Source organism: Actinobaculum massiliense (assembly GCF_001457435.1).
Lineage (GTDB): Bacteria > Actinomycetota > Actinomycetes > Actinomycetales > Actinomycetaceae > Actinobaculum > Actinobaculum massiliense.
This window is the reverse complement of record NZ_LN881717.1, coordinates 848,516-861,965: the sequence shown is the minus strand read 5'-3', so window position 1 is coordinate 861,965 and position 13,450 is coordinate 848,516. Positions and strand designations below refer to the sequence as shown.

Here is a 13,450-nt window from a genome sequence, read left to right as displayed (position 1 = left end):
GTGCTCGGTTTCGTGAAGGTGCGGCACGGGTCGCTAGGCCACGGCTTGGTGAAGGTGCGGCACGGGCGCGCTAATAGAAGGAGGCGCTGGGAATGCAAAAGAGCGTAACGGAAGAAGAAATCGCGGAGTGGGCCGGGGATTTCGCGGCGGATCGCGCCGCGCGCCTGGTGCAGAACGCGGTGACGCAAACGCCGATTAATAAGGTCGCTGAAGATCGCGAGATTATCAACGCGATAGACCCTAGCGTCTCCATTAAGATCCCCACCGGAGAAGCGACGAACCAGAAGAAATCTGGACGGTGCTGGATGTTCGCCAGCTACAACGTGCTGCGCGGGCGGGTGGCAAAGGAAATTGGGGTGAAGAACTTCCAGTTTTCGCACGTTTATCTGCAGTTCTTCGACAAACTCGAGAAAGCTAATACTTTCTTGGGGAATATGGATCGCTTGGCCGAGCGCCCCGCCGATGATCGCGAGGTCGTCTTCTGGTTGCGCGAACCGATTTGGGATGGCGGATACTGGTATTTCTTCGAAGGCCTGGTGCGTAAATACGGCGCGGTGCCCGATTACGCCATGCCGGAAACAGATTCGTCGTCGAACACGGACGCAATGAACGAGACGCTCAGGGTGCTCATGAGGCGTGCGGCGCGGGACATTCGCGCTGCCGCGTCGGGGAGCGCGCGTGAGGCGATTCGCGCGGAGGCGCTACGGCAAACCTACCGCGTGCTGGCGATTCACCTGGGTGCCCCACCCCGCGAGTTTATCTGGCAGTGGGAAGATGACGATCACGCCTTCCACCGTGAGGGCCTGTTCACGCCGCGCCAGTTTGCCGAAAAATACCTCGGTGATCTCGGAGATTACGTGCAAATTGTGGACGATCCGCGACACCCGCGCGGAGTGCGTTACCGGGTGGACGGCAAGCAGAATATCGCAGGGCGCGATTTTGTATTCGTCAATGTTCCGGTTCAGACGCTTAAAGAGGTCGCGATTCGCGAGCTTCAGGCGGGTCGCCCGGTGTGGATGGCCTGCGATGTGAAGCACCAGCTCGACGGCAAACGTGGTATTTGGGACGCGAATCTCTACGCATACGATTCCACCTACGGCATTGATACGGCGCTGACCAAGGCGCAGATGCTCGAGTTGCACGAGGCTCGCCTCACCCACATTATGGCGTTTACCGGGGTGGATCTGGTGGACGCCGGTGCTGGGGATCGAGAAGTCTCCGCGAAAGACGGCGGGGGGACGAGTTCGGACGGGCGTATGGAAAACACGCAGACTGCGCTTCGCCCGCGGCGCTGGCGGATTGAAAACTCCTGGGGCACAGATCGCGGCGACGCTGGCTTCTACACTATGAATGATTCCTGGTTTGACCAGTACGTTTTTGGCATCACCGTGCCGCGCGAGTCGGTGCCGCGTGAGGTTGCGGAGGCTTTTGCTCCCGAGGCTCCGGAAACAGTCTTGCCGGTATGGGATCCGGTGGGGCAGTAGAGAGGCGGTGAACGAGATGGACGAGGCGGCTATGCGGGCGGCGAGTGAGATAGCCGAGGAGGCTACGCGGGCCGTGAGTGATACGGACGAAGCGCCGGAGCTTCAGGGAGAAAATGCGCCGAGCGGTTCGCTGGTTGCCGGGAATGGACGGTATGCGCCGAGCCCCACCGGGGATTTTCACCTTGGAAACCTGCGCACGGCTTTGCTGGCCTGGGCGTTTGCTCAGCGCCACGGGCGCGGTTTCGTTATGCGCGTTGAGGACCTGGACGTCGAGCGTTCACGGTCTGAATATGCCCGCTCTCAACTGGCTGATCTGGCGGCTATTGGCCTTACCTGGAATGAGCCGGTGCAGTACCAAAGCGAACGCGGGAATCTCTATGAGTGCGAGTTCGAAAGGCTCCGTGAGGCGGGTTTGCTCTACGAGTGCTACTGCACCCGCAAGGATCTTGCTGAGGCGGCGAGCGCGCCCAATGGCACCCCGGGCGTTTATCCCGGCACCTGCCGTGATCTGAGCGGAGAACAACGCGCCCAAGGGCGAGCCAAGCTGGCCGGAATGAATCGCGGCCCGGCTTTGCGGCTACGCTCAAGTGTGCGTGAGCTGGAGATTCGGGACGAAATTCTCGGTAACTACATCGGCGTGGTGGACGACTTTGTGATTCGTCGCGGGGATGGCGCGTTTTCCTATAATTTCGTCTCCGTCGTGGATGATGCTGAAGCAGACATTCGTGAGGTGACCCGCGGGGCGGATTTGCTGGCATCCACTCCGCGCCAGGTGCATTTGCAGCACCTCCTGGGGTTCGCCACCCCGCAATATTTCCATGTGCCGATGGTCTTCAATTTGGAAGGGCGCCGGTTGGCTAAGCGCGATGGCGCCGTGACCATGCGCGCGCTTGCTAGTTTCGGCTGGACGCCCGCGGATATTGTGCGCTTGCTGGCGGCATCGCTCGAGGTTGATCTCCCCGAGGCCACCGGTCTGACCGGCTCCGCCGAAACGCGGGAGCTAGCGCGTATTTTTTCGGAAGAACTCAGCATGGACCATTTACGCCACGGACCGTGGTACGTGGACACGGCCGAACTCGAGCGCGGTCCGCGCCGCTGAGGCAACGGGCAAAATCTTTCGACGAAGCTACAACCCGCGCGGCGGGCTAGAGAATGAAATAAAGGATGAGTGCAAACATCACGACGAGTGCCACGCCGAAGAGGACGTGCATGGCCTCTTCGCGGCGCTTCTTCGGCAAGTAATCTTCGCCGGGCACATACCCACCGAAGTCGTAGCCTCCGTGGTGATCCCCGCGATGCTTGCCGTAGAGCGCGGAATACTCAGTGCCGGCCGGTGAGGCATCGCCAGGACCGTTCGAAGGCACCGCGCCCGATCCGGGGATACCGCCGGGTGCAGGTGCGCCATCGTCCACGCCGTCTTCCTCACTCGAGCCGCGTCGCGACGAGTCGGTACGTCGTCCCCAAAATGCCATTGCTACCTCCAATCGGCTCCGCGGGTGGTTCGCGGGCCTGCGTTGTGGCCAGTCTAGTTCGCCCACTGCGTGATGCCGTAGCTCAGAGGCAATTTTCCGCTGGACGCAATTACGAGTTTGCGAAGAGAGCACCTGCGGTTTTCTGCCTAACACAACTGCAATTTCCCGCCTAAAGCGACTGCAAAGTTAGAAGTGGCGCGAAAAATCTGCGATGGCCGCGAAGGCGCCTTTGGGGACGATTTTTACCAAATCGTCAGGTTTTACCCGCACGGAAAGCGTTCGCTTGCCACCCGAGACAAGCATGGTATCCAGTTCGCGTGCTGACTCGTCGATGAAGGTGGGGGAAGCAATCTTCTGCCCCAGCGGCGAAATTCCGCCCGTTACGTACCCGGTTCGCCGCTCTGCATCTTCCGGCGCCATCATCGCTGCTTTCTTGCCACCGGCCGCTTTCGCGAGCGATTTCAAGTTGAGCATCCCGGTTGCGGGGACCACCGCGACTACAGGTTTGCCATCGACTGTGGTCATGAGTGTCTTGAACACCGTGGCCGGATCCAGGCCCATCACTTCAGCCGAGTCGAGCGCGTAACCGTGCTCCATGTGCTCGGCGTGCTCGTACTCGAGCTCCTCGAAATGAATCCCGGCTTTTTCTAGCGTGTTAATCGCCGGCGTTCCTCCCGCCGCGTGCTTCTTCTTGGACATGCATCCAGGTTAGCGCGCTCGCGATTATGCGTGCCGCCAACTGTGATGCCGGCGAGAGGCGGGAAGGTGAAAATGCGATGGCAGAATGGCGTCGGCGCGGCGCGATGGATAGCGTCGGAGGGGTGGAAGGGTGAGATACAATGCTGTGCTCGTCCACGGCCCGGTCGGGACTCTATCGCTGGCAGCTCGGGCACCAGAAAAGACGTCGCCCGGCCATTTTGGCCTCAGATATTTTCGCTCCACACCGCACGCACGGCTTACCGGTGCGGTGGTACGCCACAAACCGAGAAAGCTCCGGGTCGTCGTCTGGAATCGGATCGGGCTGGTACTCGGGTGGAATCGTGATGATGATTCCGGTGTCGATGTCCTTTTTCATGTACGCGGAAAGGTCATCCCATAGCTCACCCCAGCGTTTAGCCGAGACTCGATCAGCGGCGCGGTGCGGGGAGATTCCCACGTGCCAGAGGCATTCCGCGCGATAAATATTGCCAGGCCCGGCAACTACCGACTGATCCATTACGGCTTGCCCGGCGGGGATTTTCCGCCCACGCGCCGCGGTAATAAAGCGCTTGCGGTCTCCTGGCTCGTTGCGAATGGGATCCGGGCCCAAGTTGGCGATTTTTTCGAGAACTTCTGCACCGGTGAGGATGTTGCATTGTGCCGGCCCAGTGAGTTGGGCGACCGACGCTTCCCCCTCGATCCGCAGGCGCGTGGTGGCAGTAGGAATGAGATCTTGCGCCCCGCTCGGATCGGCTAGAGAAGTGGTCATATCGCGCCCATGGTCGGTGGCGCGGCGCATAACCGCCATCATTCCGGAGTCTTCCGCCGGTGCGAGACGAATCCCCGCTCCGCCAAGCCCTTCCACGGCCTCGCCGGCAAAGGCCCATTTTCCGTAGAGTCCAAGGTGAATCTGGAGCCATACGGCGCGCTCATCTCCAAGGCGAATGCTTTCTTCGCCCGCTCGGGATGCCCGGCAGGGGATATTTGACTCGCCTACCATGCCGGGGACGGTTGCTTGGCTTTGGTTGTTTGGCTGGCCGGGGCCGGTTGTTGGGCGTGGATCGGTTGCCCTAAATTCCTCGTCGGCGCCGGTTGCGCAGAGCTCCTCAAACTGCGCGGGGGAAAGAAAAGGCCAGAGCAGATGCTTCCCCCATGCCTGAGCCCGGCCGGCTACCAAGCCGTCCAACAATTGCGCACCTGCATCGAACCGCCCTTGCGGCGAAGACGTGTGTACAATTCGCCCGGCATATAGCTCGGTAAGGATTCTTGCGTGGCGATGAATCGAGTGACCTTCAGGCATTGCTTTCCGTTCCTTGGAGACGCTCCAGAGTATAGCTGGCCTGCCTGCTCCGACGCCTAGCCGAGCAGTCTGACCCCGCTCCGAGCCTCGCGCCTGCATAAGGCCAGCTCAAGCGCAGCCGTGCATCGGTTCATAAAGCAGGAATCGGGCCGGCCTCAGCGCGCAGGGAGGAGGGTTCCGGCCGGCCCCTCCACTTCACGGCGGATATACGTGCACGTCCATGCGGGTATCTGCACATATCCCCACACCGAAGTGAAGCCGCTGACTGCGTCTCATGGTGGGAGGCCGTGCACCGGACCAGGTTTGAGGGAATGCAAGAGTCTTGGGTGTGCTCCGCTCCTAGATGCGGAGGAGAAGTAGCCATAGTCCAATGTCTTGGGTGCCATTTCGTCCCTGCGTACAGAGTGGAAGTAGCCGTGGCCCAACTCAAAAAACTTGAGCGGAATAGACTCAACCTGAGTGGCGTTCATAGAGCGGATACAAAAGGGTCGGCCACCTCGATGCGGCCGGCTTGTGAAGGAGATTTTATGGACAAGTACACAACGAAGTCGCAGGAGGCGCTCGCGGAAGCGGTGCGTCTGGCGACGGAAGCGGGCAATCCGCAGGTGGAGCCGCTTCATTTGCTTTCGGCTCTGCTTACGCAAGACGGCGGAGTGGCGGTGGCTCTACTCGAAGCGGTGGGGGCTAACCGCGCAAAAATTAGTAATCGCGTAAATGGTGCGCGCTCGGCGCTCCCGGCCACGAGCGGATCATCGGTGCAAAGCCCGCAAGCCGCGCGCACGCTTGCGCAAGTTTTGACCCAGGCCGGCCAGGAAGCCACCGCGCTTGGTGATTCGTATATATCTTCCGAGCACCTGCTTCTTGCCATCGCCCAGTCACAATCGCAGGCGGGGGAGATTTTGCAACACGAGGGTGCTACGCACGAGGCACTTTCGGCTGCGCTCCCTACCGTCCGCGGCTCGGCGCACGTAGATTCGCCTGACCCCGAGGGAACGTTTAAAGCCCTGGAAAAGTACGGGCAGGACCTGACGCAAACCGCGCGTGAAGGAAAGATGGATCCGGTGGTGGGCCGCGATTCGGAGATTCGCCGCGTGATCCAGGTGCTCTCTCGGCGCACAAAGAATAACCCGGTGCTTATCGGCGAACCTGGCGTAGGAAAGACTGCGATCGTGGAAGGCCTAGCCCAGCGCATGGTGGATGGAGACGTCCCCGAGTCGCTTCGCGGCAAGCGCCTCGTACAGCTCGATGTGGCATCGATGGTTGCGGGCGCAAAGTATCGCGGCGAATTCGAGGAGCGCTTTAAGGCCGTGCTCAATGAAATCAAGGATGCGAACGGCGAGATCGTCACGTTCATCGACGAAATCCACACCATTGTGGGTGCCGGAGGTGGTTCGGAAGGCGCGATGGACGCGGGCAATATGCTTAAGCCGATGCTGGCCCGCGGCGAACTGCGCCTGATTGGCGCCACCACCTTGGACGAGTACCGCGAACATGTGGAGACGGATCCCGCGCTCGAACGGCGCTTCCAGCAGGTCTATGTGGGGGAGCCCTCGGTGGAAGATACCGTGACGATTTTGCGCGGCATCGCCCCGAAGTACGAGGCGCACCACAAGGTCACGATTACGGACGGCGCACTGGTTGCAGCTGCCCAGCTATCGGACCGCTACATCAGCGGCCGCCAGCTACCGGACAAGGCGATTGACCTTATTGATGAAGCCGCTTCGCGCCTGCGTATGGAACTCGATTCGTCCCCCGAGGAAATCGATACTCTGCAACGCCAGGTGGACCGCTTGACGATGGAGGAGTCGTACCTCGCCGATATGGAAGATCCTGACGCGGCCACTTTGGAGCGATTGGAGGAAATTCGCGGCGAGCTGGCCGATAAGCGTGAGGAACTTGCCTCGCTCAATGGACGTTGGGAAGCGGAAAAGGCGGGGCGTAACCGGGTCGGCGATTTGCGCGTGGAACTCGATGATTTGCGCACCCAGCTGGAACTAGCAATCCGTGATGGCCGGTTTGAGGACGCGGGCCGGCTCCAAAACAGCGATATCCCGCGCGTGCAACGCGAGATTGAAGAAGCTGAAGAAGCCGAGCGTGCCGGCGCAAGCTCGGGAACCGCGGGCTCGAATGAACCCATGGTGGCCGAGCGCGTGGACGCGGAGGAAATCGCGGAAGTTGTGGGTGCGTGGACCGGCGTACCGGTAGGCAAGCTCCTGCAGGGTGAAACCGAGAAGCTCCTCCACCTGGAAGAGGAAATCGGTAGGCGCCTTATTGGCCAAGAGCAGGCCGTGCGTACCGTTTCGGACGCCGTTCGCCGCTCGCGGGCGGGGGTCGCGGATCCGAATCGGCCCGATGGGTCCTTCATGTTCCTTGGCCCCACCGGCGTTGGAAAAACCGAACTGGCGAAGGCTCTCGCGGAGTTCCTATTTGACGATGAGCGCGCGATGGTTCGCATCGATATGTCTGAGTACGCCGAAAAGCACACGGTTTCCCGGCTGATTGGCTCGCCTCCGGGGTACGTCGGTTACGAGGAGGGTGGCCAGCTCACGGAGGCTGTGCGGCGGCGCCCGTATTCGGTGATCCTGCTCGACGAGGTGGAGAAGGCTCACCCGGACGTCTTCGATGTGTTGTTGCAGGTGCTCGACGACGGACGCCTCACCGACGGGCAAGGCCGCACGGTGGACTTCCGCAATACGATTCTGGTTATGACCTCCAACCTTGGGTCGGCAGCGCTAGCCAATCCGGCTCTGGCGGACGAGCAGAAAGACGACGCAGTGATGGCGGAGGTGCGCGGGCACTTCAAGCCCGAGTTCCTTAATCGTCTGGACGATATCGTGATCTTCCGTCCGCTCTCGATGGAGCAAATTGGCCAGATCGTGGATCTGCAAGTTTCGCAACTCGAGCGGCGCCTGGCTGAGCGTCGAATTCACCTGGATGTCACGCCGGCCGCGCGCGAGTACCTTACGCTCGACGGCTACGATCCGGCATACGGTGCCCGCCCGCTACGCCGCCTCATCCAACGCGAAATTGGCGATCAGCTGGCGCGTGAGATCCTGGCCGGCCACGTGGAAGACGGCGATACCGTGCGCGTGGATCTGCCCGAACCGGGCGCGAGCGAAGGAGCCAGTGACAACTCGAGCACCGCGGGCTCTGGCGGCCAGCGTAAGCACGGCTTGAGCGTTACCGCAGTGAAGCCAGATAAAATCGGCGTATCGGTTATCGATGAGGGTCCGGACGGCCAGGAAGTCGACGGTGGGTCAACTGCTCCGGCCGGCGAGGAAACCGAAGCCTAATCAGAGGGGTAGGGCGTTCGCTATCTCAGCGGCTGGCCGCTACATAAGTGCTCCGGCTGCTACCTAAGCGGACCGAGGGGCTGGGTTGCAACGCAACCCAGCCCCTCTTTTACATGCCGACGCCGGGTAAGCTCAATGCATGATCGAAAGCGCGTTTGAACCCGGGAATAAAGATCCGCTCGATATGTCAGCACTGGAGCTGGCAGAGCAGATGAAGGTGGGTCGGATCGATCCGGTGGAGCACACCGAGAGGGTCTTGGATCGCGCCCACGGGCCGGGCGCAACCGTGGGGGCTTTTGCTTTCTATGCGGAAGAGCTTTCACTGCGCCAGGCGGAGGCGGCCCGGGCGGAACTCTCCACGCGCGCTTCAGCGCAAAACCCTCGCGAAGCTGGCCCAGATGCTCGCCCGCTCCTCGGGGTTCCATTCCCCATTAAGGACGTCACCGCCGTTGAAGGCCTCCCGCTCGAATTTGGAAGCCCGATTATGGCCGGCAATATCGCCGACCATACCGACGGCGTGGCACAGGATATTCTCGATGCGGGCACCGTCACGATCGGCAAAACCAACGTCCCCGAGTTTGCATTTCCCGCCTATACCGAACCGGCGGGCAAGACGCCGGCGCGCACACCCTGGGATTTGCGGCGCACCGCCGGTGGATCAAGTGGCGGCGCGGCAGCCGCCGTCGCCAGCGGGGTTGTGCCTATTGCACACGGTAATGACGGCGGAGGATCCTGCCGTATTCCCGCGGCGTCGTGCGGAATTATCGGCTTCAAACCCACTCGCGGCCTCGTCTCGCCCGGGCCGTTCGGAAACGCCGGAGTTGGCCTGGCAACGGACGGAATCCTCGCCCGCACGGTAGCGGACGTGGCGGCGGGCCTCGATGTGATCGCCCGCGTGCGCCCCGGCGATGACTTCCCCTACCCGCGTGAATACTCGTATCTGCAGATCTTGCGCGCCGAGTCGGAGCCGGGTCCGCGCGTCCTGGAGGGCCTGCGCGTCGGCATCCTCACCGAACCACTCAACGTTGATACGAATATTCATCCGGGCTGTTTGAACGCGGTGGACCGCGCCGTCGGGATTCTTCGCCAATTCGGCGCCGTCACACAGCCCGTTCCGCGCCCCATCGGCCCCAATGAATGGGCCACGTTCATGCCGGTGTGGCAGGGAGGTGCGGCGTCGATACCGATCCCCCCGGAGCGCCTGGGCGACCTCAAACCGCTCACCCGCTGGCTCCACGAATCGGGCAAGAGCATCGGCGTCGCGGACTACATGGCGGCGGAGGCTGGCGTTCAAAAAGTGGCGCGCCAGCTGGGCGAAGCCTTCAAGAACTTCGACGTTATCCTCACCCCGTCGCTCGGCAAGCCGGTGGTCGAGCCGGGGTGGATGGAGCTCCTCGACGATCCCGCGCGCGATTTCGAGCGCCAGTGCGAGTACACGCCCTGGACGAGTTCGTGGAACATTTTCGGCCCCGCGGCGATTTCCGTGCCGCTCCATCGCGAGCCGATCCGCCGGGGGGAGTTCCGAGCGGAAAGCGATTCCGACGGCGTGCTTCCCGCGGGCGTCGAGGCGCGCGACGACGACGCCGACCTGATTGAGCTGCCCTTCGGGGTGCATTTTGGCGCGGTGATGCCGGGCCAAGAAGCGCTACTGCTCCGCATCGCCAGGGTGCTCGAAATTGCAGATCCCTGGCCGTTGATTACCCGTCCGCAGGGGTAACGCAATGGACGGAGGAACGCGGAGCATTGTGGACGGGCTGATCATCCGTCCCCAGGGGTAGCACGCCTGCCGTCGATCGCCAGTAGGAGAGAAAGGCGCCGCATGCGGAAGTAAATTTTGCGGGAAGGGATTGAGCATCGGGCAGGAGCGCAAGCTCTTGTCTGATGCTCAATTTTTGTGTCGGAGGGGTCTGGTAATAATTGAGTGTCGGCCGAGGGACGCGAGAAGGGAGCGCTTCGAATGGCTGGAAATGGTGCGCAGGATCGTAAAAACAGCGCGATGTACGTGGTTGCGGGAAGTTGTCTTTTGATTGCCGCGGCGATCTTGGTCTGGTTCTTTGTGATTTCGCCGGCGCGAAGTGACGCGGGAGCCGGCGCTACGCCTTCTTCCCCGGCGGCCTCGCAGTTGCCAAGCGAGGGAGCCGCGGAGTCGGCGAATGAAGGAGAGGAAGGTGAGTCCTCCCCGAGCGGAAGCGTTTCGCCGACGACGTCGCAGCCGTCCTCCGCTCCTATCGGCCGCGAAAATGGCCTGGCGAAACCCGCTCTCACTATGAGTGAGCTCATGGCTGGGCCAATCCAGGTACCTGATCTTTGCCGGGATATCGAGACCCATTCCCCCGGGATCAATACGAATATGCAGTTTTCTAAGCCGGCGGGCGCTGATCTTTACATCAGCGATGATCCTCGCTATCCAGAATCGCGATGCCGAATTGAGGTGTGGACGCGCACGAATATCGAAAACACTCCGGTAACGGCAGTCTTGGTGCGGGCAGCGGTTCCTTCGTTTAGCGAGGACATGCTGGTCTTCTACGATGCGAATAGGAACGTTGCGAAGAGCATGTCGCTTATGCAGCGTGGGAGCGAACAGCGTGCGGGCGGAATTATCGCCGGTATGCCGCCCTATGATGGTCCGGTTTCTTACTCAAAAATGGAGCCGATTTCCGGTGGGGTGAGGCTCTATAACGACAAAGTCCTGGTGAAGGGCTACGACGACAATTTCGAGTACGACAAAGCATCCGGCTCGATCACCTCAGAAATGGTGGTAAGCAATGGGTCGATGGTGCAACGCAACGCGGTATTGCATGTGGATGGCAAGGATATACCTCTCACCTTCGCGAACGCCCCTGACTACTTGCTCTACTACTAAGTAAAACATCTATGCGCTGAGGTGCGGGCTGAGCTTTGCTGTGGAACCTAGCGCGCGAACCTGTGGCAACTAGCTGGGTAGTTGAAGTTTCGTGTTTGTTATCGAAGAGCGAAAAATAGGGCTAATGGCCTGGTAGTGGGCTTAGTATTTTGCTTGCTAGCTGGCGGGCAAGGATGCCGCCGCAACGCAATAGAAAAGGAAGATGATGAAAGCAGCGCGTTACTACGGTAATCACGATATTCGCATCGAAGATATCGAACCACAGGAGCTAAAGCCGGGAACCGTTCGCGTGGATGTGGCCTGGTGCGGCATTTGCGGCACGGACCTACACGAATATCTCGACGGTCCTATCTTCTGCCCTCCGCAGGGTAGCCCGCATCCGATTTCCGGAGAAGAATCCCCGGTCACGCTCGGACACGAGATGTCCGGTGTCGTGGCTGAAGTGGGCGAGGGTGTCGAAAGCGTCAAGCCCGGCGATCACGTAGTGGTTGAGCCCTACTTGATTTACGACGAGGTGGACACCGGTCCGGAATCCACCACATACCACCTGTCGAAGGATATGAACTTCATCGGCCTTGGCGGAGGCGGCGGCGGTCTCGCGGAGAACATCGTCGTCAAGGAACGCTGGATCCACAAGATCCCGGATTCGATCCCGCTCGACCAGGCCGCGCTCATTGAGCCGCTGTCGGTAGCGGTGCACGGAGTGGTTGATCGTGGCGAGGCGAAGAAGGGCCAGTTCGCGGTAGTCGGTGGCGCCGGCCCGATCGGCGTGCTATGTGCGGCGGTGCTTAAGGCGCAGGGTTGCACGGTTGCCGTTTCCGAGCTTTCCCCCAAGCGCCGCGAGATGGCTCTTGAGGGAGCACATGTGGACTACGCCTGGGATCCGAACGAGGTAGACATCGTCGAAGAGACGAAGAAGCTCACGGACGGCAAGGGTGCAGATCTTGCCTTCGAGTGCACCTCCGTCGACGTCGTGCTCAACCAGCTGATCGGAGCCCTCGGCCCGCGCGGCATCCTGGTGAATATGTCGATCTGGGGTCATCGCCCCGAAATCGACATGCACTCGGTGGTTATGAAGGAAATCGATGTTCGCGGTGTTATTGCTTATGTGAACACCCACCCGAAGACGATTGAAATGGTTGCCTCCGGAAAGATTGATCTCAAGCCGTTCATCACTGGCAAGATCAATGTGGAAGATCTTGTAGAGAAGGGCTTCGAGACCCTCATTCACCACAATGAGGATCAGGTAAAGATCCTGGTCTCCACCAAGGGCGAAGGCGAAAACTAGCGATAGCTAGCTAACGAAAACCCCGGCTCTGCGCCATTTTCGGCGCGGGCCGGGGTTTTGCCGTACTTTTGCGGGCGGTTGCCAGAGCGGGCGGTTGCCAGAGCGGGCGCGGTGGCGAGTCCTGGCCGGCTACAGCCAGCCGTTATTTCGAGCCAGCCGCGCTGCCTCCACCCGCGAACCGGTGCCGGTTTTCTGGATTGCCGCCGAGAGGTGATTGCGCACAGTTCCGGGCGAAAGATGCAAACGTTCGGCAATTTGAGCCGCGGTCCCTCCGCGCTCGACCTCGCGCAGGGCATCGCGCTCGCGGTCGGTCAGGGGATCATTCCCGGCGGCTAGAGATTCTGCCGCCAGCTCGGGGTCGATGACCAGCCGCCCATCGGCCACTTTGCGGATCGCGTCCACCAAAGATTTGGCTGGCGAATCTTTCACAATGAATCCCGCGGCTCCCGCCTCCAGTGCGCGGCGCAGATACCCCGGTCGCCCAAAAGTGGTAACCACGAGCACTCGGATATTCGGGTAGGTGGCGTGGATCTTTTCCGTCAGAGCAATTCCGTCCAAGTTCGGCATCTCAATATCCGCCAGAATCACATCCACGGGAGGATCCGCCTGAGTAGCCGAATTGTCAGCGGTAGCTGCTGTTGCGCCCGCACCGGACGCCGTTGAGTCCGCCGCTACTGCCGCCGACGCTAGATTTTCCAACGTTTTCAACGCTTCTAGGCCGTCCGCGGCTTGGCCCACCACTTCGATTCCGCTTTCCAGATCCAGCATCATCGCCAGAGCGCCGCGGATAAGCGCTTGATCGTCAACGACGAGAATGCGAATTTCCATGTCCCCACCTCCGCGAGATTACTAATCTGTTTTTAGTGGACGTGGGCCTTTCCCGGTTCTCAGGGAAACCGCTGGCCTCCACCCGCCAGCCGTTCGCGGTGCGGCCATGGGCGAGTTGCCCGCCCGCCGCACGTACGCGATTCGCCAGCGATTCCAAGCCGGTGCCGGCCCTTTGCTGATTCACGGCGAGTGCCGACGGCGAGCGGCGGGTACGTCCGTCGTC

At 61.0% G+C, this 13,450-nt stretch carries 10 protein-coding genes; 6 read left to right on the top strand and 4 right to left on the bottom strand.

Annotated features, from left to right (window positions below; genetic code table 11):
- The first annotated feature begins 92 nt into the window (after nucleotides 1-92).
- Nucleotides 93-1,484 carry a C1 family peptidase gene (locus BN2664_RS05670; RefSeq protein WP_007001164.1) on the top strand — a complete coding sequence of 464 codons (1,392 nt, stop codon included), beginning with the start codon at nucleotides 93-95 and terminating at the stop codon, nucleotides 1,482-1,484.
- Between the two features lie 73 nt (nucleotides 1,485-1,557).
- The gene (gene gluQRS / locus BN2664_RS05665) at nucleotides 1,558-2,583 is read left to right on the top strand and encodes a tRNA glutamyl-Q(34) synthetase GluQRS (RefSeq protein WP_231723450.1); all 1,026 of its coding nucleotides are present in this window, start codon (nucleotides 1,558-1,560) and stop codon (nucleotides 2,581-2,583) included.
- A 46-nt stretch (nucleotides 2,584-2,629) separates the two neighbouring features.
- On the opposite strand, the gene BN2664_RS05660 is transcribed toward gluQRS, so the two are convergent.
- The 3 genes from BN2664_RS05660 to BN2664_RS05650 form a co-directional block, all read right to left on the bottom strand.
- On the bottom strand, nucleotides 2,630-2,956 hold the full coding sequence (locus BN2664_RS05660) for a hypothetical protein (RefSeq protein ID WP_007001166.1): 327 nt from the start codon (nucleotides 2,954-2,956) through the stop codon (nucleotides 2,630-2,632).
- Between the two features lie 186 nt (nucleotides 2,957-3,142).
- Nucleotides 3,143-3,655, bottom strand: a complete 513-nt coding sequence (gene ybaK / locus BN2664_RS05655) for a Cys-tRNA(Pro) deacylase (RefSeq protein ID WP_007001167.1) — start codon at nucleotides 3,653-3,655, stop codon at nucleotides 3,143-3,145.
- 172 nt (nucleotides 3,656-3,827) lie between these two features.
- Nucleotides 3,828-4,955 (bottom strand): zinc finger domain-containing protein, encoded by a 1,128-nt coding sequence (locus tag BN2664_RS05650; protein WP_007001168.1) that lies wholly within the window; start codon nucleotides 4,953-4,955, stop codon nucleotides 3,828-3,830.
- Nucleotides 4,956-5,482: 527 nt separating this feature from the next.
- Between BN2664_RS05650 and clpB the strand changes: the two genes are divergently transcribed.
- The 4 genes from clpB to BN2664_RS05630 all read left to right on the top strand — a co-directional run bounded on the left by clpB (nucleotide 5,483) and on the right by BN2664_RS05630 (nucleotide 12,399).
- Nucleotides 5,483-8,248 carry an ATP-dependent chaperone ClpB gene (clpB, locus tag BN2664_RS05645; protein WP_007001169.1) on the top strand — a complete coding sequence of 922 codons (2,766 nt, stop codon included), beginning with the start codon at nucleotides 5,483-5,485 and terminating at the stop codon, nucleotides 8,246-8,248.
- A gap of 139 nt (nucleotides 8,249-8,387) precedes the next feature.
- On the top strand, nucleotides 8,388-9,965 hold the full coding sequence (locus tag BN2664_RS05640; RefSeq protein ID WP_007001170.1) for an amidase: 1,578 nt from the start codon (nucleotides 8,388-8,390) through the stop codon (nucleotides 9,963-9,965).
- 240 nt (nucleotides 9,966-10,205) lie between these two features.
- Nucleotides 10,206-11,111 (top strand): hypothetical protein, encoded by a 906-nt coding sequence (locus tag BN2664_RS05635; protein ID WP_007001171.1) that lies wholly within the window; start codon nucleotides 10,206-10,208, stop codon nucleotides 11,109-11,111.
- A gap of 202 nt (nucleotides 11,112-11,313) precedes the next feature.
- Complete coding sequence (locus BN2664_RS05630; RefSeq protein ID WP_231723449.1) at nucleotides 11,314-12,399, top strand: 2,3-butanediol dehydrogenase; 1,086 nt, start codon at nucleotides 11,314-11,316, stop codon at nucleotides 12,397-12,399.
- Nucleotides 12,400-12,528: 129 nt separating this feature from the next.
- Here BN2664_RS05630 and BN2664_RS05625 read toward each other — a convergent pair whose 3' ends face one another.
- Nucleotides 12,529-13,227 (bottom strand): response regulator transcription factor, encoded by a 699-nt coding sequence (locus tag BN2664_RS05625; RefSeq protein ID WP_007001173.1) that lies wholly within the window; start codon nucleotides 13,225-13,227, stop codon nucleotides 12,529-12,531.
- Nucleotides 13,228-13,450 lie beyond the last annotated feature (223 nt).